We start from the raw sequence: 1558 nt of genomic DNA on the forward strand, positions 1-1558 counted from the left end.
CGGGGCCGATTGCGTTTTCTTTCCTTCGCGGACCCTCAGCGGATCCCGCGGCCGGCGTCACCGACCGCACTCAGCAAACGATCAGTTCGCCTTGATGTTCTCGCCCGTATCGCCGAACCACTTGTCGTAGATGCGGTCGTACGTGCCGTCCTTCTTCATGGCGTCGAGCGCATCGTCCAACTTCTTCAGAAGTTCGGCGTTGCCCTTCTTCACCGCGAAGCCGTACTGGTCGTCGGAAACGACCCAGTCGAGGGCGACCAGGTTCATCGACTTGGCGGCGTCCTGACGCAGGAAGTACTTGTTGACGGGACCGTCGTTCAGCATCGCGTAGCAGCCGTTCTTGTTGAGTTCAAGGAAGGCGTCGGCGGCGGAGTTGAACGTGCGGATGGTCGTCCCCGGGATGCGCTTCATGAAGAGCGCGCCGGACGAACCGATTTCAGCGCAAAGGCACTTCCCTTCAAGGTCCTTGAGGCTCTTGATCTTCGGGGCGTTGTCGCGCGTCGTCATCACGGTGAGGCCCGCGTTGATGTAGGGCTTCGTGAAGTCGACCTTTTCGGAGCGTTCGGGTGTGATCGTCAGCGCCGACACCGCCACGTCGATGTTGTCGGCCATGAGCGCCGGAATGAGACCGTCCAACGTCATCGAGACGATTTCGATCTTGTAGCCTTCGCGCTTGCCGAGTTCACGCACGAGGTCCATGTCGAAGCCTTCGTACTGACCCGTGGCGGAGTCCATGTATTCGAAGGGCGCATAGACGGTGAGCGAGCCGACGCGCAGCGTGGGCACGGATTCGGTCTGAGCGGAAGCGTTCTGCTTTTGTTGGGGGGCGTTCTCGCCGGCGCCGAAAGCGACGAAAGTGGAGAAGGCGAGAGCGGAAACCGCGGCAGCCGCGGCGATCTTCTTGATAAGAGCCATGACAGAGGGCCTCGAATGTTTGAGTTCGGGCGAAGAAGTGCAACTGACCGCGGTCCCTCTTGTTATGTTCACGATGCTTCGGTCATTCCCCCAATCGGGGACGCCTCCGCGAGGACTTTGCAATCAGCCGGACCCTCCTGGGTTGGCGTCTGACTCAGTGGCGGACACAAACGCCCTCAAGCCAGCTTGAAGAATTTTTATTGTTGAGCGCGGACGGGATCTTCCTTCCGCAGAACCTCCCGTCGTTGTGCGGACATAAGAAAAAAGCACGCCGACCTTCGGTTCTCTCGGCCCGGCGGGAGCCGGTCCGGATCCTCCTCGCCCTCACAGGCGATTGCGGATGGACCCATCTTATGGCCCCACCCCGAGAAAACGCAAAAAATTTCATGCCCGACGCAATGGGTTTCGATCAGAGGCTTGATCTGCATCAAACTTTAAGGCGCTTTTTGCGTGGTTCCGGCGACCGTTCGGAGGACTCCTGCGGGTCCCCGGGCCGGTTACGGGAATTCCGATTCCGCCCGTTGCCGGGCAATCTCTCGACGCCGAGCGTTCGGCAAAGCCGCAAGCCCCGTGCGGCGCGTTCGAAAATATTTTCCGAACCCTCAGAATCTGCTAAGGTTCGCCCCCTACACTGGGAACCATC

At 59.9% G+C, this 1558-nt stretch carries 1 protein-coding gene; it reads right to left on the bottom strand.

All coding sequences use genetic code 11. From position 1 onward, the window contains the following. Window positions 1-81: 81 nt before the first annotated feature. Entirely contained in the window at window positions 82-915 is an 834-nt protein-coding gene (locus HMPREF9440_RS09645) for a basic amino acid ABC transporter substrate-binding protein (RefSeq protein ID WP_008543768.1), read from the bottom strand. Window positions 916-1558 lie beyond the last annotated feature (643 nt).

It is taken from the genome of Sutterella parvirubra YIT 11816, assembly GCF_000250875.1.
In the GTDB taxonomy this organism is placed as follows: domain Bacteria; phylum Pseudomonadota; class Gammaproteobacteria; order Burkholderiales; family Burkholderiaceae_F; genus Sutterella; species Sutterella parvirubra.